The sequence below is a fragment of the Streptomyces thermolilacinus SPC6 genome, from assembly GCF_000478605.2.
Taxonomy (GTDB): Bacteria; Actinomycetota; Actinomycetes; order Streptomycetales; family Streptomycetaceae; genus Streptomyces; species Streptomyces thermolilacinus.
Window position 1 is genome coordinate 1160732 of record NZ_ASHX02000001.1, and the last position, 24475, is coordinate 1185206.

At 74.4% G+C, this 24475-nt stretch carries 12 protein-coding genes; 6 read left to right on the forward strand and 6 right to left on the reverse strand.

Annotated elements, in window-relative coordinates:
• Window positions 1–57: 57 nt before the first annotated feature.
• Window positions 58–1467, forward strand: coding sequence for an MFS transporter (locus tag J116_RS05015; protein WP_023590438.1), 1410 nt, complete (start codon window positions 58–60; stop codon window positions 1465–1467).
• Window positions 1427–12568 carry a hybrid non-ribosomal peptide synthetase/type I polyketide synthase gene (locus J116_RS05020; RefSeq protein ID WP_051203958.1) on the forward strand — a complete coding sequence of 3714 codons (11142 nt, stop codon included), beginning with the start codon at window positions 1427–1429 and terminating at the stop codon, window positions 12566–12568. Before J116_RS05015 ends, J116_RS05020 begins: the two co-directional genes overlap by 41 nt.
• 107 nt (window positions 12569–12675) lie before the next feature.
• On the opposite strand, the gene J116_RS05025 is transcribed toward J116_RS05020, so the two are convergent.
• Entirely contained in the window at window positions 12676–13407 is a 732-nt protein-coding gene (locus tag J116_RS05025) for a hypothetical protein (protein WP_139140461.1), read from the reverse strand.
• Window positions 13408–13543: 136 nt separating this feature from the next.
• Here J116_RS05025 and J116_RS05030 point away from each other — a divergent pair, with 136 nt between their 5' ends.
• Complete coding sequence (locus J116_RS05030; protein ID WP_023590436.1) at window positions 13544–14503, forward strand: DUF1152 domain-containing protein; 960 nt, start codon at window positions 13544–13546, stop codon at window positions 14501–14503.
• On the opposite strand, the gene J116_RS05035 is transcribed toward J116_RS05030, so the two are convergent.
• Window positions 14500–15753, reverse strand: a complete 1254-nt coding sequence (locus J116_RS05035; protein ID WP_023590435.1) for a hypothetical protein — start codon at window positions 15751–15753, stop codon at window positions 14500–14502. The two genes, J116_RS05030 and J116_RS05035, sit on opposite strands and share 4 nt — an antisense overlap.
• 1 nt (window position 15754) lies before the next feature.
• Window positions 15755–16603 carry an alpha/beta fold hydrolase gene (locus J116_RS05040; protein ID WP_023590434.1) on the reverse strand — a complete coding sequence of 283 codons (849 nt, stop codon included), beginning with the start codon at window positions 16601–16603 and terminating at the stop codon, window positions 15755–15757.
• Window positions 16604–16909: 306 nt separating this feature from the next.
• On the opposite strand from J116_RS05040, the gene J116_RS05045 reads away from it, so the two are divergent.
• Both J116_RS05045 and J116_RS05050 read left to right on the forward strand, forming a co-directional pair.
• Window positions 16910–17476, forward strand: coding sequence for a hypothetical protein (locus J116_RS05045; RefSeq protein WP_023590433.1), 567 nt, complete (start codon window positions 16910–16912; stop codon window positions 17474–17476).
• Window positions 17477–17526: 50 nt separating this feature from the next.
• Window positions 17527–19392 carry an AMP-binding protein gene (locus J116_RS05050; RefSeq protein ID WP_023590432.1) on the forward strand — a complete coding sequence of 622 codons (1866 nt, stop codon included), beginning with the start codon at window positions 17527–17529 and terminating at the stop codon, window positions 19390–19392.
• Window positions 19393–19399: 7 nt separating this feature from the next.
• On the opposite strand, the gene J116_RS05055 is transcribed toward J116_RS05050, so the two are convergent.
• Genes J116_RS05055 through brxD form a run of 3 tightly spaced genes read right to left on the reverse strand, consistent with a single transcriptional unit; the run spans window position 19400 to window position 23420 of the window.
• Window positions 19400–19834 (reverse strand): S1 RNA-binding domain-containing protein, encoded by a 435-nt coding sequence (locus J116_RS05055; RefSeq protein ID WP_023590431.1) that lies wholly within the window; start codon window positions 19832–19834, stop codon window positions 19400–19402.
• A 29-nt stretch (window positions 19835–19863) separates the two neighbouring features.
• Entirely contained in the window at window positions 19864–22071 is a 2208-nt protein-coding gene (locus J116_RS05060) for a DEAD/DEAH box helicase (RefSeq protein ID WP_023590430.1), read from the reverse strand.
• The gene (gene brxD / locus J116_RS05065; RefSeq protein WP_023590429.1) at window positions 22071–23420 is read right to left on the reverse strand and encodes a BREX system ATP-binding protein BrxD; all 1350 of its coding nucleotides are present in this window, start codon (window positions 23418–23420) and stop codon (window positions 22071–22073) included. The genes J116_RS05060 and brxD overlap by 1 nt, the downstream gene beginning before the upstream one ends.
• 343 nt (window positions 23421–23763) lie before the next feature.
• Here brxD and J116_RS05070 point away from each other — a divergent pair, with 343 nt between their 5' ends.
• On the forward strand, window positions 23764–24276 hold the full coding sequence (locus J116_RS05070; protein ID WP_023590428.1) for a hypothetical protein: 513 nt from the start codon (window positions 23764–23766) through the stop codon (window positions 24274–24276).
• The last annotated feature ends 199 nt before the right edge of the window (window positions 24277–24475 follow it).

The following is a 24475-nucleotide window of genomic DNA, read 5'->3' on the forward strand; positions in this document are numbered from 1 at the left end:
GAAACGACCAGCGGAACGAGGACCGGTGAGCGCGAACACGCGCGGGGAGGGGCCGTAGTGGCGGGTGTGGACCGGCGGTTTTGTGCCCTCGTCTGCGCGTACGCGGTGTCGGGGTACGGCAACTACCTGAACCTGATCGCGCTGAGCCTGTTCTCGTACCAGGTCACCGGCACGGCGTTCGGCGTCGGCGTGGTGATGGCGCTGCGCCTGGCGTCCGGCTTCGTCGCGGGGCTGACCGCCGCGGCGCTGTCGGCCAGGACCACCCGCCTGCGGACGATGGTCCGCGCGGACGTCGCCCAGGGCCTCGCCATGGCGGTGCTGGCCGTGTGCGCGGACCGCACACCGTTGTGGCTGCTGTGCTGCGTGGTCGTCGTGATGGGCGCGGGGAACACGTATTTCACCGTCGCCCTGCGCAGCGCGGTTCCCGCGATGGTCGGCCACGAGGCGCGTACGCGGGCGAACGGGCTGCTGGTCACGGCCCGGTCGATCGCGACGGTGCTGGGCTTCGCCTCGGCGGCCGCCGTCATCGGCTTCGGCGGCTACGCCACCGCGTTCGCCGTCAACGCCGTGAGCTTCGCGGTGTCGGCGGGCGCGCTGCTCGCCCTGCGGCCCCGCACGGAAGGCGAGGACCAGCCCGAGCCATCAGGGGACCAGCCCGTAGGGGACGGACCCGCAAGGGACCGAGCCGTACGGGATGAGCCCGTAGGGGACCGCCCCGTACAGGACGAACCCCTACGGGATGGGCCCGTACGGGGCGAGGGCGGCCGCCGCCGGAAGGGCGCCGTACGCCCGCGCGGCCCGCGGCCGTGGCAGGGCGTCGCCGGTCTTCCCGCCCTGCTGCTCGGCATGATCCTGCTCAGGGGGCTCGACGCGCTCGCGTCCTCCTCGCACAACGTGGCGCTGCCCGTGGTCGCGCACGCCGACGCCCCGTCCGACCCCGCGCTGTTCATGACCCGGTTCTGGGCGGCGTGGGCCGTGGGAACCGTCGCCGCCCACCTGGTGCTCAAGCGCGCGGGCGGCGCCGCGGCATGGGGCGAACGGGCCTTCGCGCTCGGCACCTTGGCGATGTCGGTCTGCTTCGTCGCCGCGTTCACCGGCCTGCCCGCAGCCGGTCTGATGGCGGCCGCCGCGTGCGCGGGCTTCGCCGACGGCTGGACCGAGATCGTCTACACCTCCCGCCTCCAGGCCGCTCTCGACCGGGAGCGCAGCCGCCTGTTCGGACTGTCCGCCACGGCGGAGACGGCCGGTTTCGCGCTGGGCACGGTGCTCGCCGCGGCGGCTCTCGAAGCGCTGCCCGCCCTGACGGTCGTCGGGATGTTCCACGGCGCGGCCGTGTGCGGGGCGCTGGTCCTGCTGCTGTGCGCCGCCGTCCGCACCGGTGCGGGCCGCCGCCGGTCGTCCACGAGTGGAGAGGAAGGGGACACGGATGGAACGCGTACAGGGACAGGCGCTCTGCCGGGGGCCTGAGCCGGAGTACACCGAGGGCGACCCGCGCGACGCCGTGGACGCCCTGCTGCGCGCCGCCGAGGCGGACTCCGGCGCGGCGGTCGTCGCCGTCGCCCCCGACGGTTCCACGACCAGGCTGACCTACCCGGAGCTGCTCCTCCGGGCCCGTCGGCTGCTCACCGGGCTGCGGGAGCGCGGGGTGCGCGCCGGGGACACGGTGGTGCTGTGCGGGCTGCCGCTGGACGAGTTCTTCCCCGCGTTCTGGGCCTGTGTGCTGGGCGGCGTGCGGCCCGCGGCGATCGCGGAGCGGGCCGTGCCCGGCTCGCCCGCGTACGAACGCCTGCTGCACGCCTGTACGGTGCTGGACCGGCCGCTGGTACTCGGTGACGCGGCCGGGGCGGAGACCCTGGCCGCCGCCGCTCCCCACCTGCGGGTCGCGGTCGCGCGGGACTGCCTGGACGCGCGCCCGGCGGACGACCACGTCGAGCCGGACGGGTCCGACGTGGCGCTGCTGATGCTGTCCTCCGGCAGCACCGGCGTGCCCAAGGCGGCGCGGCTCACCCACACCGGCCTGGCGGACTTCGCCGCGAGCAGCAGACGCGTCCTGGACGTACGGCCCGACGACACGATGGTGAACTGGCTGCCGGTCGACCACAGCGGAGCGTTCCTGCTGTACCACCTGCTGGCGGTCTTCGTGGGCTGCGGCAACGTCCACGCGCCGACCGAGCGGGTCCTCGCCGAGCCGCTGCGCTGGCTCGACCTCGTCGAGGAGCACGGGGCGCGGCACAGCTGGGCGCCGACCTTCGCGTACGGGCTCGTCGCCGACGCGCTGGCCGAGCGGCCCGGCCGCGTCCGGAACCTGGGCGGCCTCAAGACGCTGCTGTGCGGCGGCGAGCAGATCGTCCTGCCGGTGCTGCGCCGCTTCCTCGACGCCACCGCCGCGTACGGGGTGCGGGCGGACCACATCATGCCCGTGTGGGGGATGGCCGAGACGGTCACGGCCGTCACGTACGGGCGGCTGGACCGGCCCGGCACCGTGCACCGCCTCCTCAAGAGCAGCCTCGGCGGCGACCTGGTGCGGGCCGACGAGCGGACGCCCGAGGACGAGTGCGTCACGTTCGTCGCGGCGGGCGCGCCCGCGCACGGCGTCACCCTGCGCGTGGTGGACGACCGCGGGGAGCCCGTGCCCCCGGGGCGGATCGGCCGCCTGCAGGTGCACGCGCCCGCCCGGCTCACCCCCGGCTACGTGAACAACCCGGAGGCGGACGCCGAGGCGTTCCCCGCGGGGCGGGACTGGCTGGACACGGGCGACCTGGCGTTCCTCGACGCCGGGCAGGTCGTGGTCACCGGCCGTCGCAAGGACCTGATCATCCTCAACGGGCACAACGTCTACTGCCACGAGGTGGAGGAGGCCGCGACCACCGTCGCCGGGGTCCGCCAGGGCGAGGTGGCGGCCTGCGGCGTGCCGGACGAGCAGAGCGGCACGGAGCGGCTGGCCGTGTTCTTCGTCAGCCGCGGCACCGACGAGGACGCGCGGATCGTACGGGAGGTGAAGGCGGCGCTGTTCTCCCGGCTGCGCCTCACCGCCTCCCACGTCCTGCCCGTACCGCACGGCGAGTTCCCGAGGACCCCCGCCGGGAAGGTGCGCCGCGCCGAGCTGCGGGACCGGCTGGCCGCCGGTGGTCTCCGTACCGGCTCCGCCCCGCGCGGCGACGGCGGCTCCGATGTCCTGACGCGGGTGGTGTGCGAGGAGATCGCCGCCGTACTGGGGCATCCGGTGGACCCGCGCGCGCCGTTCTACGAACTGGGCCTCGACTCGCTCTCGCTGACCCGTCTGCGGTCCCGCCTGGAGCAGCGGCTCGACCGGCGGATCGCGCGGACCGCGCTCTTCGAACACCCCACGGCGGACGCGCTCGCCTCCCACCTGGCCGCCGAGCCCGGGGACCGGCAGGAGGCGGTGGGCGCGGCCCGCCCGGGGGGCGGTGCCGCCCCGGAGGACGGTGCCACCCTGGACGGCGGTGCCGCCTCCCCGGAGGACGGTGCCGCCGACCGGCGTATCGCGGTCGTCGGACTGTCACTGCGCTTCCCCGGCGCGGACTCGCCGGACCGGTTCTGGGCCAACCTGCGCGACGGCGTGGACAGCGTGCGGGTCTTCGGCGAGGAGGAGCTCGCGGCGGCCGGTCTGTCCCCGGAGCAGCGGCGCGCGCCGGGCCTGGTGCCGGTCGCGGGCGTCATCGACGGCGTGGACGACTTCGACGCGGACTTCTTCGGGATGAGCCCCAAGGAGGCCGGGCTCACCCACCCCTCCCACCGGCTGTTCCTGGAGTGCTGCCACGAGGCGCTGGAGAACGGCGGCTACGCGGCGGCCGAACCGGGCACCAGGGTGGGCGTGTTCGCCGGTACGGGCATGAACCTGTACGACCATCAGCACCCGCGGGCGGGCGGCGTACCGGACGACCCGGCGACCGGCATGCAGGCGGCCATCGGGACCCAGCCCGACTTCCTCGCCTCCCGCGTCGCCTACCGGCTCGGCCTCACCGGCCCCGCCATCGGCGTGCAGACGGCCTGCTCGACGTCGCTGGTCGCCGTGCACCTCGCCGTACAGGCGCTGCTGACCGGCGAGGCGGACCTGGCGCTCGCGGGCGCGGCGGCCGTCCACCTCCCCCAGGAGACCGGCTACCGCAGCCACCCCGGTTCCATCCTGTCGCCCACCGGCCGCTGCCGGGCCTTCGACGCGGAGGCCGACGGCACCGTCGGCGGCAACGGCGTCGCGGCCGTGCTGCTCAAACGGCTCGACCGGGCGCTCGCCGACGGCGACACGGTCCACGCGGTCATCCTCGGCTCGGCCGTCAACAACGACGGGGCGGGCAAGGTGGGGTTCAGCGCGCCGGGCGTCGCGGGCCAGGTGGACGTGGTGCGCCAGGCGTTGCGCCGGGCGGGCGTGCCCGCCGACACGATCTCGTACGTGGAGGCGCACGGGACGGGCACCCGCCTCGGCGACCCGGTGGAGCTGGAGGCGCTCGGCAGGGCCCTCGGCGAGGGCACGCGGCGGACGGGGTTCTGCGCCGTCGGCTCGGTGAAGCCCGCCATCGGTCACCTGGACAGCTGCGCGGGGATGGCCGGACTGATCAAGACGGTCCTCATGCTGCGGCACCGCACCCTCGTGCCCACCCCGTACTTGACCCGGCCCAACCCCGAACTGCGCCTGGAGGGCGGCCCGCTCGTCCTCGCCACCGAACTGCGGCCGTGGCACGCACGGGACGGTGTGCCGCGGCGGGCCGGGGTCAGCGCGCTCGGCGTCGGCGGCACCAACGCGCACGTGGTGCTGGAGGAGCCTCCCGTACGGCCCGCTCCCCCGCCGAACGCGCCCGGACTGCCGGTACTCGTCCCGGTGTCGGCGCGCGACGCGCGGGCGCTGGACGCGTACACCGGGCTGCTCCGCGACCGGCTGCGGCAGCGGCCCGGCCTGGCGGCGTCGGACGTGGCGGCCACCATGGCCCTCGGCCGACCCCACCGGGCGGTGCGCACGGCGGCCGTCGGCCGGACCGCCGAGGAGCTCGCCACCGCGCTGGACGAGCGGCGGGCCGCGCCACCGGACCCGCTGGGGCCGCTAGCCTTCGCCTTCTCCGGGCAGGGCAGCGGCCGCCGCGGCATGGCGAGCGGCCTCCACGCCGCCCATCCGGCCGCCCGGCGGACACTCGACCGGTGCGAGGAGCTGTACGCCGAGGAGTTCGGCGGCACCCTGCTGCCGCTGCTGCTGGGCGAGTCCGACGGCGAGGGCGGTGCCGGGTCCGTCGAGGGCGGCGGCGTCTGGCCCACCGAGACGGCCCAGGCCGCGCTGTTCGCCCACCAGGCGGCGCTCTTCGAGGTGTGGCGGGCGGCCGGGGTGCGCCCCGCGCTGCTGTTCGGGCACAGCGTCGGCGAGTACGCGGCCCTCCACGCGGCCGGGGCCCTCACGCTCGACGAAGGGCTGCGGCTCACGGCGTGGCGCGGTCGGCTGATGCAGGACGCCTGCCCGCCGGGCGGCATGCTCGCGGTCCGCGCCGCCCCGGCCGACGCGGAGCGGATAGCGCGGGCCGCCGGTGCCGAACTGGCTGCGGTCAACGGCCCGCACGCCCAGGTGGTCTCCGGCCCGCCGGACGCCCTGGCCGAGGCGGGGCGGCTGCTGGACCGGGAGGGGCTGCGGTGGCGGGCGCTGCCCGTGGACCGGGCGTTCCACTCCGCCGCTATGGAGCCGGCGCTGCGCGCGTTCCGCGACCACGCCGAGCGGGTGGCGTACGGGCGGCTGCGCACGCCGCTGGTGACGGCGGCCGACGGCCGGGTGCGCCCGGTGGGCTGGACCCCCGACGCCGAGTACCTCTGCCACCAGGCGCGGCAGCCGGTCCGTTTCGACCTGGCCATGGCCGCGGCGGCGGCGAACGGCTGCGCGGACTTCCTGGAGATAGGTGCCGGGGACACTCTCACGGGCCTCGGCAGGCACTGCGTACCGGAGAGCCGCTGGCTGAGCGGGCAGGGCTCGGGGCCCGGCGCGGCCGACCAGGCGCACGGGCTCCTCACGTCGCTGGGCGAGCTGTACCGCAGGGGCGCCGACCTGGAGTGGGGCGCGGTCGGCGGCGGCGGGGGCAGGGTGCCGCTGCCGGGGCATCCGCTGCGCAGGCGCCGGGTGGATCCGCTCGTAGCACCGCCGGTCCAGGCCCAGGCCCTCCCGTCGGCACCGCCCGCCACCACCCCGAAGGAGCCCGCCGTGCCGGACGAACTGCTCGACGACGTACGGCGGCTGACCGCCGACAAGCTCGGCCGCCGGATCGCGGACGTCGCGCCGGGTACGTCGTTCTTCGAGCTGGGCGCGGACTCGCTCGCGCTGATGGGCATGACGGCTGAGCTCGAACAGCGCTACGGCGTACGCGTCCCGGTGCGGGAGCTGTTCTCCACTGCCGACACCCCGCGTGCCCTGGCCGAACGCCTGGCACGGGAGCTGGGCCCGGCGCCCGAGCCGACACCCGTACGGAAACCAGCCCCCGTACCCGTACCGGAGCCCGGGGCCGTATCCGCGCCCGCCGTTCTGGCACCGGACCCGGAACCTGAGCCCGCACCCGCACCGGCCGCCGTACCGGCCGCCGTACCGGAAGCGGCGCCCGCGCCCGCACCGGCCCCCGAAGCGCCCTCCGGGCTGCACGAGCTGCTGGGGCAGCAGTTGCGCGTGGCCGAACAGCTCGTCCACCAGGTGACCGGGGTGATCTCCCGCCAGCTCGACGTCCTCGCCCCCACGGCAGCCCGCCCCGCCGCTCCCCCGACGCCTGCCCCCACCACCGTACCGACGCCGACACCGACACCGATACCGACACCGACGCCGTCCCAGGCACCGGCACAGCCCTCGTCTCCCGCGCCGCGCTCCCCGGCGGTGGCTGTTGGCGAACAGCGGTCGGAGCCGTCGCCCACCCCCGGCTGCGACTTCAGTCTGTACTTCTTCGGCGACTACCCGCAGGACACCGACACCGCTGCCCGGGGCGGCGCCCGCGCGGACGGCGGCAAGTACGGGCTGATCATGGAGGCGTCGAAGTACGCGGACGAGCACGGGTTCCACGCGCTCTGGCTCCCCGAGCGGCACTTCAACTCCTTCGGCGCGCTCTTCCCGAACCCCTCCGTCCTCGCCGCCGCGCTCGCGGCGACGACCAGCCGCGTCCGGCTGCACGCGGGCTCGGTCGTACTGCCGCTGCACCACCCGGTCCGGGTCGCCGAGGAGTGGTCCGTCGTGGACAACATCTCCGGCGGCAGAGCGGGCCTCTGCGTCGCGAGCGGCTGGCACGCCACCGACTTCTCGCTGGCCCCACAGCACTTCGGCCGTCACCGCGAGGTGATGTACGAGCAGTTGGAGACCGTGCGGCGGCTCTGGTCGGGCGAGCCGCTGCCGACGACCGCCGGTGACGGCGAGCCCGTCGAGATACGCCTCCACCCGAGCCCCGTGCAGCCCGAACTGCCCCTGTACGTCGCCGTGGTGGGCAACCCGGACAGCTACCGGCGCGCGGCCGCCGAGGGGCTGGGCGTGGTGACCAACCTGATGACGCAGACCGTGGAGCAGCTCGCGGAGAACGTCGCGCTGTACCGGCGGACCCGCGCCGAGCACGGGCTCGACCCGGCGGGGGGCCGGGTGGTGGTGCTGGTGCACACGTACCTGGGTGAGGACGGGGACCGCGCACGGGCGGAGGCGTACCGGCCGTTCGTGTCGTACCTGCGCTCCTCGCTCTCCCTCTTCGGCCAGGTCACCAACAGCCTCGGTTTCACCGCCGACCTCGACAGCACGCCCGAGGAGGACCTGGAGTTCCTGCTCGAACGGGCCTACGAGCGCTACTGCGCCTCGCGCGCCCTGATCGGCGACGAGGAGGCGGCCGCCCGGACGGTGCGCCGCCTGGTGGACGCCGGGGCGGACGAGATCGCCTGCTTCGTGGACTTCGGCGTACCGGCGGAACGGGTCCTCGCGGGGCTGCCGGTGCTCGACCGGGTACGCCGCCGCGCGGCACCCGGCGCGCGGGAGGCAGCCACGCGGGAGGCTCGGGAGGCGCACGCGGCACCCGAACCGCACGCAGCACCCGAGCCACCCGAGGCGCGGCACGGGGACGCGGCGCAGCCCGTACCGGAGCGGGTGCCGCTGTCGCCCGCGCAGCGCCGCATCTGGTTCCTGGAGCAGCTGCATCCGGGGACGAGCATGTACCACGAGCCCAAGGCGGTCCGGCTGGACGGGCCGCTGGACGTGGCGGCGCTGCGCCGGGCGCTCCAGTGGGTCGCCGACCGTCATCCGGCGCTCCGCACGGTGTTCCCGGACGACGGCGGCGTGCCGTACCAGGAGATCCGCGACGGGATACGGCTGGAGTGCCCGGTCGACGACCACACAGGGGCGACGGAGGAGGAGGCGGTGCGCGCCGCGCTCGCGACGGAGGGGCGGCGGGTGCTCGGCCTGCGCGAGGGGCCGCTCGTGACGGCCCGGCTGCTGCGCCTGTCCGACGAGCGGCATCTGCTCTTCCTGCTGGCCCACCACATCGTGTTCGACTCGTCGTCGACGGCGGTGCTCGTACGCGACCTCGCCGCCCGCTACCGCTCCCTGACGTGCGGCGCCCCCGAGCCGCCACCCCTGCCCGAGGTGGCCCCGGCCCGCCCGGCGGACCCGGCCGCTTCGCTCGGCTTCTGGCGGCGGGCGCTGGCCGGCGCCCCTGAGCTGGCCCTGCCGACCGACCGGCCCCGCCCGCCGGTCAGGTCGGGCGCGGGAGCGAGCCTCACACACGAACTGGACGCCGAACTGACGGGAGCGCTGCGGACGTTCACCGCCAGGCACCGCGCCACACCGTTCATGGCGCTGACCGGTGCCGTCGCGGCGGTCCTCGGCCGGATGAGCGGCCAGGACGACGTGGTCATCGGCACGGCCGTCGCGGCGCGGCCCTCCGGTGCCGAGCACCACATCGGACTGTTCCTCGACACCGTGCCGCTGCGCCTGGACGTGTCCGGCGACCCGGACTTCCCGACGCTGCTGCACCGGGTGCGCGACGGCAGCACGGCGGCGTACGAGCACAGTGGCGTGCCCTTCGACGAGCTGGTCGGGGCGCTCAACCCGCGCCGGGACCCGGGGCGCAACCCGCTGTTCCAGGTGATGGTGGAGTACGAGAACGAGGGCGAGGCCGAGTTCGACCCGCCCCGGCTGGCGGCGAAGCTGCTCGACGTGCCGAGCGAGCGCGCCCCGTTCGACCTGAGCGTCTACTTCACGCACCACCGCGACGGCGTGCGGTTCATGGTCGAGTACGACACGGCCCTGTTCGACGAGGCCACGGTGCGCCGCTTCACGCGGTACGTGGAGGAGGTGCTGCGCCGCGCCCTCGACGCGCCCGGCGCCCCCCTGCGCGAGCTGACCGCCGTGACCGCGCCCGACCGCGCGGCCCTCGCGAGGCTTGGCCGCCTGGACGAGCCGTCGCCCGCCGTCGAGGACACCCTGCACGGGCTGTTCGAGCGGCAGGCGCGGCGGACCCCCGACGCCGTCGCCCTGGTGAGCGGCGATGAGAGCGTCCGCTACCGGGACCTGGACCTGCGCGCGAACGCCCTCGCCCACGACGTGCGGGCCCGGGGCGCCGTACGCGGGGAACGGGTGGCGCTGCTGCTGCCGCGCGGCCCGGAACTGATCGCCGCGCTGCTGGGTGTGCTGAAGAGCGGCGCCGCGTATCTGCCGCTCGACCCGTCGCAGCCGACGCCCCGGCTCGCCACGCTCCTGGAGGACGGGGCGCCCGTGCTGCTGCTGACCTCCGCCTCCGTACTGGCGCGGCACCCCGGTCTCGGCGCGGGACCGCTGCCCGTACGGCTCGTGGAGGAGGTGCCCGGCGCGCTCCTGCCCGAGGCCCCGGCCGCCGACGGTCCGTCCGAGGCCGGGCCCTTGGCCGACTCCCCGGCTGACGGCCGCGCCCCTGTGGCCGGGCCCGCCGCCGGGCCGCCCGCCGGGCCGCCCGCCGACGGGGCGCGGCCCGAGGACCCCGCGTACTGCGTGTACACCTCCGGTTCGACCGGCCGCCCCAAGGGCGTCGTCGTGCCGCACCGGGGCCCGGTCAACCTCGTACGCGGTCACCTGGCCCGCCATCCCGGCCTGCGCACCCTCCAGTGGACGTCGCCCGCGTTCGACGTGAGCGTGCAGGAGATCTTCACGACGCTGTGCTCGGGGGCGGCCCTCGTACTGATCGACGACGAGGTGCGGCACGACCCGGCGGCCGTCGCGGAGGTGGTGCGCCGCCACGGGGTGGAGCGGATGTTCATGCCGTGCACCCCGCTCCGGTACCTGATCGACACCGCGCCGGAACTGCCGTCGCTGCGGGAGCTCTTCTCGGCCGGTGAGGCGCTGCGGCTCACCGGCGCGTTCCGCCGCTTCCTCGCCGCGCACCCCGGGTGCGCGCTGTACAACCAGTACGGGCCGACGGAGACGTCCGTCATCGTCACCTCCCACCGGGTCGATCCGGCGGGCGAGGAGTGGCCGCCGATCGGCACACCGGTGCCGGGGGCGCGGATCGTGCTGCTGGACGAGGCCGGGCAGCAGGTGCTTCCCGGCGCGGTCGGGGAGATCCACGTGGGCGGCGTCCCCGTCGCGTACGGCTACCACGGCAGGCCTCGGGAGACGGCCGACGCGTTCGTCGCCGACGGCGCGGGCTGCGTGCTGTACCGGACGGGGGACCTGGGGCGCTGGCGCACGGACGGCTCGCTCCAGTACTGCGGCCGTGCGGACGACCAGGTGAAGATCCGGGGCCACCGGGTGGAACCGGCCGAGGTGCAGAGCGTGTTGGGCGCCCTGCCCGGCGTGCGGGACGCGGCCGTCGTGTCCCGCCGGGACCGGCACGGCGACCGGGAGCTCGTCGCCTACGTGGTCCCGGCGGCCCCGGAGGCCGACCTGCGCGCGCTGCGTGCCGCGCTGTCCGCGCAGCTGCCGGGCCACCTGGTGCCGCGCCACTGGGTGCGGCTGGAGCGGCTGCCGGTGAACACGTCGGGCAAGCTGGACCGGGACCGGCTGCCCGAGCCCGAGCCGGTACCGGAGGGTGAGGACCGGGACGGGGGCCAGGAGCCCGTCGGGCCGGCGGAGAAGGCTCTGCACGAGCTGTGGTGCGACGAACTGGACGTCCGGCGGGTGCCGGTGACCCGGTCGTTCTTCGAGCTGGGCGGCCACTCGCTGAGCGCGATCAGACTCCTGAACCGCATGGCGGACGAGCTGGGCGTCGAGCTGACCATGGCGGAGTTCTTCCTCGCCCCCACGATCCGGGGTGTCGCCGAACGCGGTGGGCGTGCCGCGCCCGCCGACCGGGTGGTGGACACGGCGCCGATGACGTCCACGCTGCGCAGGCTGTGGCACCGGCACCACGAGCACGCCGACCCGGGCGTGTACAACATCGCGCACCGCGTCGATCTGGACGGCGCCCTCGACCCCCGGGACCTGGCGGGCGCCCTGGAGGACCTGGTGGGCCGCCACCACGCGCTGCGCGCCAGGGCCGTACGGCGCGAAGGGCGGTACGTGGTCGAGGTGCTGGCCGAGGTGCCCGTGGACCTGCCGGTGGACGACCTGGCCGCGTACGCCGACGACGACGCGGCCGTCGAGCGGTGGTGCCGGGAGCACGCCACCCGGCCGTTCGCGATGGAGCGCGCGCCGCTGTTCCGCTTCCGGCTGGCGCGGCTGGGGCCGGACCGCTGGGTGCTGGTGACGGTGTTCCACCACGCGGTGTGCGACGGCTGGTCCATGGGCGTGATCTGGCACGAGCTGCGCGAGCTGTACGACGCCCGCCGCACCGGCGCGCCCGCACAACTCGCCTTTCCGGCAGTTCAGTTCACGGACTGCGCCCGCGTGGAGCACGAACTGGGCGGCGGGCGCAGGGCGGAGCTGGAGCGGTTCTGGCGTGCGGAGCTCGACGGCGTACCGCTGCGCCTGCCCCTGCCGTACGACCGGCCGCGCCCCGCGAAGCTGTCGGGCCGGGGCGCCCTGCACACCTGGGTCATCGACGGTGACCTCCCGGGCCGGGTCGCGGAGACGGCGACCCGCCTGGGGACGACCCCGTACGTCGTACTGGCGGCGACGTTCGCGACGTGGATCGGCGGCCTGTGCGGCGGGCTGCCCGATGTCGTACTGGCAGCGTCCAGCGCGAACCGCACCCGTCGCGACCGTTCCGACGTGGTCGGCCTGCTGGGCGACGCGGTCCTGCTGCGCGCCCGGCCGTGCGAGGCCGCCACGTTCGCCGACCTGGTGACGGGGCTCGGCGCGACGCTCTTCACCGCGCTGGACCACCAGGAGCTGCCGCTGACGGAGGTGGTGGAGCTGGTCGCGCCGGGGACGGGCGACTCGCTCTTCCCCACGGTGCTGTTCACGGTGATCACCACCCCGCCGCCCGCCCTGCACCTGCGCGACGTGTCGTCCTCGGTCCGCGCCCTCCCGACATCGGGTGTGGCCCGCAACGAGCTGTACGCGGTCCTGGTCCCCGGCACGGACACGATCACGGTCACCTTCGAGTACTCCACTGACCTCTTCGACGAATCCACGATCACCGCCTGGGCGGACTCCTTCACCCACCTCCTCCACCACACCGCCGGCTCCCCGCACAGCCCTCTCCCCACCCCCTGACGAGCCGCGAGCGACCGGCCGCGCCCCGGCCCGCCGACCGAACCGAGCCGCGGCGGGCCGGAGCGGGCCGGTCAGGGGGCAGGTGCGGGCGTTTCGGTTCCGGCCGGTCAGCGGGCCGCAGCGGCCGGGGGCGGGGTCCGCCGCACGTCGGTCACCTTCACGTCCTCCGTCTCCGGCGCGCCGAACGGTTCGACTAGCACTCCGGCGCCTCGGGCGGTGACCTCCAGGACCGCGTGGCCGCCCATGAAGCGCAGGTCCACCCTGGCGCGGGGCGCGCCCGCGCGGTCCGGCATCCGGTGGATCACCCTCGTCGGGTAGTCCAGGGCCGTCAGCTTCTCGCGCATCGTCCGCCAGCTCGCCGTCCCCGTGTTCCCGAACGCCTCGCGGACGCGCCGGGCGTGCTCGTCCCCCACGCACTTCTCGACGCCGGCCAGCGGCACTTCATCGAGCGAGGGGGGTGGTGCGGGCGAGGGGTCCGACTCCGGCGGCGCGGTGGCGTCCGGGGGCAGGGGGACCGGGATGTGCCCGTCGGCGTCGGGAGCACCCGGCGGGGTCTCGCCCGGCCCGTACGCGGGCGGGGACGCGTCCTCCCAGCCCGGCAGGTCCTCAGGTTCGGGAGGCACGCCCTTCCCGCCGTCGTGCGGGCCGTCGGGCGCGCAGGCCCGCAGGACGCTGTCCGTCAACTCGAGATAGCGCAGCTCCGGGTCGCTGACGGCCGGAGGGGCGGCCACGGCCGCGGGCGCGTGCTCGCCGAGGGCCCTCTGAGCGCCGCAGCCGGACAGCGCGAGGCAGACGAGTGCGGCCAACAGCACGGGCTTCGGCGGAGAGTTCGATCGCATGCACGCACCCTGCGGGCCGGCGGCCGTCCCTCGCATGAGTACCCGTGCTCACCTTCACCCGGTTTCCCGGCACCGGCACCGGCCCCGGCGGGAAACCGGAGGCGCGGGCCGGACAGGCTGCCGGACAATGAGCGGCATGACGTCCCTTCACACCAATCCGCTGTTCTCCCGGCTCGCGGACGCCGAACGGGTCCTTGTCGCGGGAGCCGGGGGCGGGTTCGACGTCTACGCCGGGCTGCCGTTGGCGCTTTCGCTTCTGCACCAGGGCAAGGAGGTGTGGTTCGCGAACCTGTCGTTCAGCGCGCTCGCCGGTCTCCCCGCCGACGCGTGGGCCGCGCCCGACCTGGCCGTCGTGACGCCCGGAACCGCACCGCACCAGGGGTACTTCCCGGAGCGGACCCTCGCCCGGTGGCTGCGCCTGCACGGCTACCCGTCCACCGTGTACGCCTTCCCCCAGACCGGTGTGCGGCCGCTGCGCGACGCCTACCGGGCGCTGGCCGAACTGCACGGCATCGACGCCGTGGTGCTGGTGGACGGCGGCACGGACATCCTGATGCGCGGGGACGAGGCCGGTCTGGGCACACCCGAGGAGGACATGGCGAGCGTCGCGGCGCTGGCCGGGCTGGACGGCATACCCACCCGGCTCGTCGTGTCGGTCGGCTTCGGCATCGACGCCCACCACGGCGTGAACCACGTGCAGGTGCTGGAGAACATCGCGGCGCTGGAACGCGACGGCGCGTACCTCGGGGCGTTCTCGATCCCGCGCGCCACCCGCGAGGGCGCCCTCTACCTCGACGCGGTGGCACACGCCCAGCACCACACCCCGGAGCGTCCCAGCATCGTCAACGGCTCCATCGCGGCGGCGGTGCGCGGCTCGTTCGGCGACGTCCGGTTCACCGACCGCACCCTGGGCGGCGAGCTGTTCGTGAACCCGCTGATGTCCCTGTACTTCGCCTTCGACCTGCCCGGCCTGGCGGCCCGCTGCCTCTACCTGGACCGCATCGAGGACACCCATCTGATGCGCCAGATCCACTCCCGGATCGCCGAGTTCCGCGAGGAGACACCGACCCGCCCGCCCCGCACCTTCCCCCACTAGCGTGCCGCGCCCACGATCCCGGCCAGGACCTCGTGGACGGGATCGCCGCCGAGCAGGGCCCGCAGCTCCGCGACGCCGTGCCGCCGTCGTACCGGGCTGAGCGCGACGTACTCCTCGATCCGCTCGTTGAACGTGCGCCGGAAGCGGGCGTACAGCGTGTCGTCCTCCCGTACGCGGGCGGCGATCCGTACGAGCTCCGCCGTCCCCGCGAGGTCGTCCTCGGGCACGGCGTGGTCCGGCAGGACGTCCGCGAACCGGCCGGCGCCCCGGCCGAGCAGCGTCCCGGCCAGGCGGTCCAGGGTGAAGACGTGCGCGGCGTGCTGTTCGTGCGTGGCCAGCGGCAGCCGCTCCAGGGCCAGCGCCTCGTGGAGTGCCGTGAGTCCGGGGGCGAGCAGCTGGTACGGGGTGGTGGCCACCGCCCGGAGCAGGTGCCGTTGCGGCAGCAGCCGGCAGTCGGCGCGGCGGCCCGCCACCGTGACGGTCCGCTGCCGGTGCCCGCCGAACGGCCCGCCGCAGACCAGCACGCGCGGGAACCGGGGCCAGTCGCGCAGCAGGTCGGGCAGCCACCGCCGGAGCAGGAGCAGGTAGTCGTTGTGGGCGTCGAAGTCGAGCAGGAAGTTCCGGAAGCCCCCGATGTTGACCAGCAGGTCGTGGGCCGGGGCGGCGTCGCGGTCCACGCCGCGCAGGCCCTCCGTGTCGATGACTGGGCCCGCCAGGTGACTCGTGAAGCCGCCGTCCAGGGCGGCGAGTTCCGCCAGGCGTTCGGGGACTCCGGGGAAGTTCTGCACGACGCTGTGCGTGGCCAGCAGGTGCGCGGCCACGATCCGCTCGTGCGGGGACAGCCCGTCGAGGTGCCGCCGCGCGGCGGGCAGCGAGGAGCGCGGCAGCCGTGCGCACCGCTCGTGGAGCCGGTCGAGCGGCTCCCGGACCTGCCAGAAGCTGAACAGGCTGTCCACCAGCGCCACCGGCCGGCCCGCCACCACCGCGCGCACGACGAGGTCGGCGTCCATGACGGACACGACCAGGTCGCAGCCGCCCACCAGGTCGTCGGCGACCTTGTCGGCGGCGTCCCGCGGCATCGCGCCGGTGGTGCTCACCGCGTCGAAGGCGTCCGGGTTGCGGAGCGCGAACACCGCCGCGACACCGTCGCCGACGAACACCCGCTCGTGGCCGTGGAGCAGCCGGGAGACCGCGACGAGTTCGGAGGCGGGGCCGAAACCGCAGTTCTGGGCACCCATCACGATCCGCATGTCACCGCTCCGGCACCGGCCGACGCGTCGCGACGCCCGCCGCCGCGCCGCGCAGGGCGTCGAACACCTCGACCAGTCGGCGGGCGAACGCGCCCGGATACCTGGCGTAGCCCGCGTGGCCGCCGGGGAACAGCTCCATCCGGCTGCCCAGCCGCCGTGCCAGCACCACCGCGGGCCGCTGCACGACGTGCGTACGGGAGTCCTCGCCGCCCGCCAGCGCGACCCGGCCCCGCAGCGCGGCGAGCGCGTCCAGGTCGGGCACGAACCGCGTCGCGGGCCCGACCACCCGGGCGAGGAAGAACGCGGTGTTGTCATGCGCCTCGGGCAGCGCGGGCGCGGGGGTGTTCCCGTACAGGGCCTGGAGCAGCCGCATGGCCGGTACCAGCCCGGAGCGGCGGAACGTCTCGCGGACGTCGGCGACGAGCGCCAGGTGGTCGGCCGCGTCGGGGAGGACCGCCAGCGCGGGCGGTTCGTGCGCGACCGTCCACCGCACGCGGCCGGGGTGGCGTACGGCGAGCTCCAGCGCCACCTGTCCGCCCGAGCAACTGCCGAAGACCCGCACCGGCTCGTCCGGCCCGGCCCGGTGGTCGAGGAGCCGTACCGCGTCGTCGGCGTGCCGCCCGACGCGGTACGGCTCGTCGCGCGGGCCGTCCAGCACGCTGCGGGAGTTGCCGCGGGGGTCGTAGGTGACGACGCGGTGGTGGGCGGCCAGGGCGGCCGCGAGGCGTCTGAACACGGCCGCGTCGGAGTTGCCGCCCGCGATGAGCAGCAGCAGGGGGCCCGCGCCGCGCTCCTCGAAGTACAGCCGGGCGCCGGGGACGGGCAGCGTGCCGCTCGTACAGGGGTCCATCGCGCTCCAGGGCCGAGACCGTCGGGGCCCCAGGGTCACACGGGCACCGGAACGGGTGAAGGGCGCGTCGCGGGCGCGTCCGGCCGACGGGGTGCGCCCCCCCCGACCGCCGGGCGCGTCCCGCCAGCCGGACGTGTTGCCGGACCGCCGTGCGCGGCGGACGGCGCACGGCCGTGAGCCGACGACGCCCGTGCCGCGCGCGCCCGCGGGGCCGCCCGCGCTCCCCCGCTGCTCCCGCGCGCCCGTCTGCGGCGGCTCGGCGCGGGGCAGCACTCCGGACAGGTCACGTCCCGATGAGGAGGCCCCATGGCCGCGAGCAGTTCATGGAAGCGGGCCACGACGGCCCTGACGGCCCGTGCGCGGAGGCGCGCCGTGGCGCTGACGGCCGGTGCCGTACTCGCCGCGAGCCTCCTGGTCACCGCACCCGCCGGGGCGGCGCCGGGCCCGGTGCTCCAGTGTCAGGGGACGGAGACCACCACGTACGACCCGGGCATCGTCCTCCAGCCGCGCGACATCACCGTCACCGTCGAAGGTCGGCTCGACTCCTGCCTCGACGGCACCGGCGGGGTGACGAGCGGGGCGTACGGGGAGCGGTTCCTCTTCAACGCGGGCTGCAACAACCTGCTCGACGGCTTCACCGACCGGCGCGCCTTCACCTGGAACAGCGGCGAGCGCAGCGTCGTCGAGATCACCGGCACCACGAACGCGGTCGCCGGGCAGGTGGTCACCACGATCACCGGCACCGTGGTGGAAGGCCGTTACGCGGGGCGCTCGCTGCTCCAGGTCATCACTCTTCCGCAGCCGGACCTGCTGCTGTGCCTCACCACCGGTCTCCGGGGCGCGACCGGCGTCACGACGCTCACCCTCACCTGACCTGACCCTGAACCGGCTGGGCCCCGCCCACCGGACCGGAGGAGACGGGATTGGCCGACACCGGCGACGTACGGGACATCCTCGCCGACCTGGGAATCGCCGACGAGCTGCTGCGGGGTGAGGCGCGGCTGCGGGCCGACCTGGGTCTCGACTCGGTCGACCTGTCGCAGCTGGCGCTGGAGCTGGCCGAGCGGTACGGCGTCCGGTTCGACCCGTGGAGCGGCCACGACCACACCGTGCGGGAGGTCGTCGCTCTCGCCCGCACGGGGCAGGCGGGGCCGGTGGCGGAGCGGTACCGCGGCCGGGGCTGGTGGGCGCCCGAGCTGCTGGACGAGGCCGTGCTCGACACGCGGGGGCATCCCGGCGGCCGGGCGGCGCTCACCGGAGACGGCCGCACCCTGCGCAGGGCGGCGCTGGACGCGGCCGTCTCGGGCTGCGCGGCCCGGCTCGCGGAGGGCGGTGTCCTCCCCGGCGACCACGTGCTCGTACTGCCTCCCAACGAGCCCCGGTTCCTGGTCCTGGTCCTCGCGCTGATCAGGCTCGGCGCGTGCCCGGTGCTCGCCCCGCCGACGCTGCGCGCCCGTGAACTCGGGCCCGTCGTCTCGGCGGTGGGCGCGACGGCGATGGCCGTCCCCGGCCCGGGGCGCCGGTTCGACCACCTGCGGATGGCGGAGGGGCTGCGCCTACGGCATCCGTCCCTGCGTACCCTCATCGTCCCCGGCGGCGACGCGGCGCGCGGCCGTCTGGACCTCGACGCGTGCGCCGGGCTGCATGACACGGCGCCCGTGGACGCGGGTCGTGGCGCGGCGCCCGTGGGCGGGGCGCGCCGCCCTTCCGACACCGCCCTGTTCCTGCTGTCCAGCGGTACGACGGGCGCGCCCCGGCTCATCCCGCGCAGCCACGAGGCCTTCACGCATGTCGTCCGCGCGTCCGCCGGGGTGTCAGGGATGGGGCGGGACACGGTCTACCTCGCCGCGCTGCCGGTGGCGCACAGCTTCGCGTTCGGGCACCCCGGTGTGCTGGGCGCCCTCGTGTGCGGCGGGCGGGCGGTGCTCGGCCCGGACGGCGACCCGGGCGGCGCGCTGGAGCTGATCGAGCGGGAGCGGGTCACGCACTGCGCGCTCACCCCGGCGGTCGCCCGGCAGTGGCTCGGCGCCCGGGCCGCCCGCCCCGGGCACGACCTGTCGAGCCTGCGGGTCATCCAGGTCGGCGGTGCCCGCCTGGACGAGGACACCGCCGCGCGTCTCGCCGAGGTGTTCGCCTGCCGGGTCCAGCAGGTGTACGGCATGAGCGAGGGACTGCTGAACCTCACGCGGCTGGACGACCCGCCCGGGCCCGTGGCCACCACCCAGGGGCGGCCCGCATCGCCCGGCGACGAGACCCGTGTGGTGGACGGCGCGGGCAGGCCGGTCGCCGACGGCGAGACCGGTGAGCTGCTGGTCCGGGGGCCGGGCGTGATCACGGCGTACCACGGCGGGGCGGAGCCCGAGGCGTTCACTCCCGACGGCTTCCTCCGCACCGGCGACCTGGTCCGGCGCCACCCGTCGGGCAACTTCCAGGTGGTGGGCCGGGTCAAGGACGTGATCAACCGCGGGGGCGAGAAGATCCCGGCGGGCGAACTGGAGTCGCTGGTGCTGGCCCACCCCCGGGTGCGTTCCGCCGCAGCCGTGGCGATGCCCCACCCCGTCCTGGGCGAGGCGGTCTGCCTGTACGTGACGGGCGGCGCGGAGGGGGCGCCGTCTCTGCGGGAGATCCGCCGGTTCCTGGTGGAGGCGGGGCTGGCCCCCTTCAAGCTGCCCGAGCACCTCGTGGAGCTGCCCGCGCTGCCCCTCACCGGGATCGGCAAGATCGACAAGGTACGTCTCCGGGAGGACGTCCGCGCCCGTACGGCCCCGTCGGCACCGCCGCCGCGCTGAGGGCGGGTCAGGGCGGCGGCGCCGTACGCCCCTGCCCCCACGAGAGCACCAGCCCGCGCCGCTCGCGGTCCACCTCCACGACGACGACCGTGACCTCGTCACCGACCTGGACGACGCCCGCCGGGTCGGCCACGGGTGCCCGGCCGGGGTCGTTCGGACGCACAAGTCCCTCGACGCCCTCGGCGACCTCCACCATGACGCCGAACGGGACCAGCAGGGCGACCCGCCCCCGCGGGGTCCGGCCCGCCGCGCCCCGGTTGGCGAAGGCCGCGAAAGGGCCGGGGCGCAGCGCCCGCAGGAACAGCCTGACCTCCAGGTTCCCGGTGTCGAACTGCGGAAACTCGCACGTCACGCGCTGCCCCACCCGCACCACGCCGGACACCGCATCGGCGCGCCGCCAGGACAGCTCGGGGATCGTGATGAAGCCGACGCCGGGGAACACCGGGTGGCCGGCTGTCCACGATCAGGGGCTCACGCTGAACCGCTGACGGCGACGAAACGCGCGGGTTCGGACAGTACGGACCGTGCCCCCTCGAAGTCGGCCAGGCGGGCCGCGACCGTGGCGACGGCAAGTCGTTCGGGCAGAGCGGCGGAGAACTTCAGACCGCGTACGGCCCGGCGGTCCACGTCGGGAAGCACGAGCCCGTCACCGACGCTCTCCCGAGCCGCCCTCCAGTCGGCCGGGGTGAGGTCCTCACGCAGACGCATCCAGCAATCGGTGGGCCGCTGTAAAGGGTCGGTGACCGACTGCAGTGTCGCCGCGAGGGTGGCGTTGGCGCGGTAACCGGCCCAGGTCCACCAACGCACATCGCTCCCCACCCGGGTGACCAGGGTGCCGCCGGGGTGCACCGTGTCCGGAGCATCATCCTCGCGCTGTTCCGCAAGGCATGCCTGCGCCCGCCGGGTGAGATCCACCGGCGGCTCGGAGCCCAGCAGTACCTCCCGCATGGCTCGCGTGAGGGCGTACGAAAGGCCGACCACGCCACCGCTCATCCACTTGGCGATGCCGCCGCCGTCCGCGGGTTCAACAAAGACCCGCTTCCGTGTCCAGTCGACATAGGTGACCTGCCAGCTCCGTCCGCCGAGCAGCAGTCGACGAGGGCCCGGGCGTTCTTCGGTCAGGACACTCGGGTCGGTTCGGCCGATCTCGGTGCGCCCGGACAGTACCGTGAACTGCGGCGGCGCGGTGAACGACGCCGTGAGTTCGATGAAGTGCCGCCTCCCGAACCGGTGTTCCGCCTCCGGGCCGACGAACAGCATGCCGCCGTCGCTGTCGAGAAAGCCCTCTTCGGTGAGGTGGCGCAGGATCGGAGCCGCGGAACGGTCGAAGGGGGCGAGACCGTTCCATTGCCGATCCCACAACTGATCACCCATCACGTGCTGCTGCAGGGTGACCGCGAGGAGCTGCTGGGCCACGAGGTGACGCGGCTCGGGCGGCGGGAGAACGGGTTCCACCCAGCCACGTGACCACAACAGCAGCAGTCCCGCGGCCTGCAGCAGTGTTTCTTTCCGGGTGGTGAGGAACAGGCAGTTGCGTACCGTGCCGGGACGCCGGCCGGTGCGCCCGATGCGCTGCAGGAAGGAAGCGACGGAGGCCGGGGCATCGATCTGGATGACGCGGTCCAGGTCTCCGACATCGATGCCGAGTTCAAGGGTGGACGTGGAAACGATGACGCAGTCGCGAGCCTCGGCGAAAGCCTGCTCGGAGCGGGCACGTTCGTCCACGGACAGGGAAGCGTGGGACAGGAAGACGGTAACCTCGCGGGCCCGGAGCGCGGCACCCAGCTCCTCGACCTGGCGGCGCGAGTCGCAGAAGACGAGCCGCTTCTCTCCCCGGTGCAGGGCGGCGATGAGTTTCGCGGCATTGTCGAGCGAGCCCACGTAGTCGAGTTCCACCTCTCCCGCAGGTCTGCGCGACGGGTCCGTGACGGTTCCCTTCCCGGTGCCGACCACACCGGTGGCGGGCAGGTGGACGCCCGGCGCAACGACCTGTCCGGTACGGCTCCCGGCACCGGCTCCTTGCAACCAGCGCAGCAACTGCTCGGGGTTGCCCACCGTCGCCGAGAGCCCGACCCGCTGGATGGGGCGGCCGGTGACCCGCTCCAGCCGTTCGAGCACCGCGAGCAGGTGCCAGCCCCGGTCGTCACCCGCGAAGGCGTGCACCTCGTCGACGACCACGGCGCGTACGCCGCCCAGCAGGCGCTCGTGGTCGGTCTTGACGCCGATCAGCATGGCTTCGAGCGACTCGGGTGTGGTCAGCAGGATGTCCGGCGGCTCGGTGCGGATACGCTGCCGCTGCGACTCCTTGGTGTCGCCGTGCCAGAGCGCCGCGCGCCGTCCCAGCCACTGGGCGTACGTGTCGACGCGGCCGACCAGGTTGTTGAGCAGCGCCTTGAGGGGGCACAAGTACAGCACGGAGGTGCCGATCCACCGCTGCTCGGCCATCGCGGACAGCAGCGGGAAGCACGCCGCCTCCGTCTTGCCGCCCGCTGTCGGCGCCAGCAGCACGGCGTCGTCGCCGTCCATGAGCGGAGTGATCGCCGCCCGCTGGAGGGGACGCAGATCGGGCCAGCCGAGAGTGTTGACAATGTGGTGCAGGACAACGGGGTCGAGCCGGTCGAGTACGTCGGCCGCTCCTCCGGCCGGGTGCACCCCGGTCGGCTTGTCAGCGTCCGCCATCACAGCTCCAGGTCGATGTCGTCGGCGGACGCGGCCCCGCCGGTGACCGCGGCGGTCAGGTTCCGCTCCACGTCGGTGAGCTCGCTGCTCGAGACGGTCAGGTTGTAGTGCTGCCGGGGATCGAAGTCGTCGAACTGGTCCACGCGGTCGAGGACGTCCCCCACCAGCTTCTTCAGGAACAGCCGGGGCGCCACCCCGACCTTCCCGCCCAGCGCTCCGCCGACAGCTCGCGCGAGATCCGCGACGTAGGCGTCGTCGACGACCGCACGTACACGCTCGGGCGACGCGGCGGCATCCGCGTACAGGTTCCGGATGGTGACGCCCAGGGCGACCAGGGACTCCTGGCCGAAGCCGGGAAGCCGGATCTGAACGGCACGGGGATTGTCGAAGCGCGGGTCCGTGGTGAAGTCGGTGGCGAGCCGCTGGGCGAGCGGCGCCAGGCGCTGCACGCCCTGCTGACCGTCGTAGAAGGCGGGTGTACCGGTGATCACGAGGTACAGACCGGGGAACCGGCCGGAGTGCACCTCGTCGATGAGCTGCCGCAGCGCGTTGAGCGCCTTGTCGCGGGCGTCGGAGCGCACCCGTTGCAGCGTCTCCACCTCGTCGAGGACGACGAAGAGCCCGGCGTGCCCGGAGTCGCGCAGCACGGTGAGCAGGCCCTGCAGGAAGCCGAGAGCACCGAAGTGGTCGAGGTCTCCCCGCAACCCGGCGGACCTGCGGGCGGAGGCCGCGACGTGTGGCTGGCCACCGAGCCACGCCAGCACGGCCGCGGCGGTCGCCTCGTCGCGGTCGGCGAGGGCTGCCCGGTACCCGCGCAGGGCGGTGGCGAAGGACGGTGCATGCCGGGAGACCTCGGCGAGCCGCGCGACGAGCAGCTTCTCCACCTCGCCGGACAGTTCGTCCTCGGTCGCGCCGGCTGCCAGAGCGTCCTCTTCCAGGGCGTAGAACCAGGCGTCCACGACGGGGCGCAGCGCGCTGGGCGGGAAGCTGGAGGTGGTGAGCCGTTCGGTGAGCCGCCGGTAGACGGTCTCCAGCTTGTGCAGCGGCGTCTCGTTCTCGGAGACCTGGATCTCGGCCACGGCGAAGTTGCGCCGCTTCGCCCGCTCCCCCAGCCAGCGGGTGAAGAAGGTCTTGCCGGACCCGTACTCACCGCGCACGGCCTTGAACACGGACCCGCCGGACGCGACGGCGTCCAGTTCCGCGTCGAGGGCCGCTTCGAACCGATCGAGCCCGGTGGCGAGCAGGTCGAGTCCGCTCTCGGGTACGGCCCCGCGGCGCAGGGCGTCGATGACGGTACGGCGGCGGGCCGCGCTGACCTGTACGGGACGTTTGGATCCGGTGGTGCTCACGGGGAACAGTGTTCCATCTTCCCGTGCACCACGGCCTCGACGAAAAGCCACGGCGCCCGATTCGCGAAGTTTATCCAAATGCTTCCGTTGCGCCACCCATCCAGGAAATGCCCTGCCGCGGCGCCAACAGCCGGGACGAGCCACCGCACCCAAAGTGTCGCCCTCACGCCTCCGTCATTCGCGAATCCGGGATATACCGGAGGGGCAGCCAGGGGGAGGGAAAGCGAGGGCAGCGCTCAACCGCCGACTCCGGACGGCTGTGCTCACTGAACTCAGCGCCCGCATGTCGGCGCCGCCACTAGGATTCGCGGAAACGAGACGCGACGGCGAACAGGACCACAGCATGGCCTACAAGAGCGAAGCCGAGATCAAGCAGGCGCTCGGGATCGAGTCCTGGAGGCACCTCTCCAAGGACAAGATGATCAGGTTCGCGGCCATGATGCCCGAGATGGACACCGAGGTGGCTCTGAGGATCGTTGAGCAGTTCCCGGTGTTCAAGGATTTCGCCAAGGATGCCGTGGACTCGATGGAGACAGCTCACGCGTCCACATTGTCAGCGAACAAGCAGAGCCAGGAGCACGTCCACCAGGCGTTCCAGGAGATCAGGGAAATCCTCAAGCGTGAACTCGACAAGGACTATCTGAGCTGGGAAAGCAAGAAATTCATCATCGAGCAGATCCAGGAGACCGGAAGGCTGGAATTCCAGAAGGACAGCGAGAACAAGCAGTTCTTGGACGGGGTGCTGAAAAAGGTGGTAATCGGCGCTGGTGCCGCACTCGCTCTGGGTGTGGCGTTCGTCGGCGGCAAGATCATGGCCGAAAGCAGCGAAAGCCCCGGAGACTCTCCGGAGGCTTGACCTCCGGCTTCGGCGTGGTCACCGATCGCCTGTCGCGGCACTGTGCCCGACTCGTTCCGCCGGTGGGTGGGTGGCGTCGCGTGTCGCTGCGGCCGTTTCGGGCTCCACCGCAGGTGGGCACCAGTTCCCGGATCACGGGTGAGACGAGCGGCCGTCCGACTCCGGGCCGCCCTTGGCGGCCTTGTTCCCCGCCGCCCCC

Bases quoted from the DNA above. Each gene is read 5' to 3' on its own strand.
- J116_RS05035 (WP_023590435.1), bottom strand. From the start codon at position 15,753: ATGCGGATCGTGATGGGTGCCCAGAACTGCGGTTTCGGCCCCGCCTCC.
- J116_RS05040 (WP_023590434.1), bottom strand. From the start codon at position 16,603: ATGGACCCCTGTACGAGCGGCACGCTGCCCGTCCCCGGCGCCCGGCTG.
- J116_RS05045 (WP_023590433.1), top strand. From the start codon at position 16,910: ATGGCCGCGAGCAGTTCATGGAAGCGGGCCACGACGGCCCTGACGGCC.
- J116_RS05025 (WP_139140461.1), bottom strand. From the start codon at position 13,407: ATGCGATCGAACTCTCCGCCGAAGCCCGTGCTGTTGGCCGCACTCGTC.
- J116_RS05020 (WP_051203958.1), top strand. From the start codon at position 1,427: ATGGAACGCGTACAGGGACAGGCGCTCTGCCGGGGGCCTGAGCCGGAG.
- J116_RS05030 (WP_023590436.1), top strand. From the start codon at position 13,544: ATGACGTCCCTTCACACCAATCCGCTGTTCTCCCGGCTCGCGGACGCC.
- J116_RS05060 (WP_023590430.1), bottom strand. From the start codon at position 22,071: ATGGCGGACGCTGACAAGCCGACCGGGGTGCACCCGGCCGGAGGAGCG.
- J116_RS05070 (WP_023590428.1), top strand. From the start codon at position 23,764: ATGGCCTACAAGAGCGAAGCCGAGATCAAGCAGGCGCTCGGGATCGAG.